General features: G+C 46.7%; 1 pseudogene. It reads right to left on the reverse strand.

What is annotated here, in order from left to right:
• Positions 1-167 (reverse strand): annotated as a pseudogene (locus P20311_RS19505) (IS21 family transposase); the annotation flags it as partial.
• Positions 168-259: the final 92 nt, after the last annotated feature.

The raw sequence follows: 259 nt of genomic DNA on the forward strand, positions 1-259 counted from the left end.
GTTCGCCATTGGCGTTTATTAGACAATGGCTGCTCATCCAGTTTATCAATGCGCCTTGCTGAACGTTCAGAAATACCTGCTTTCGCAGCCGCGATAACTTGGCTATTACGCTTTCTATGTTTCATATAAATAGTGACCTGCTGATCAGTGATTCGTGTTCCCGGCACAGTGAACTCCTCCGTTCTGCTGTACCGAACCTTATCAGATCAACCGGCCAAGATAATTGTCGCTAGACCGGCCACCGTAATTGTCGCTTAAT

Origin of the sequence: Pseudoalteromonas sp. BSi20311 (assembly GCF_000239875.1) — a bacterium.
Classification (GTDB): Bacteria; Pseudomonadota; Gammaproteobacteria; order Enterobacterales; family Alteromonadaceae; genus Pseudoalteromonas.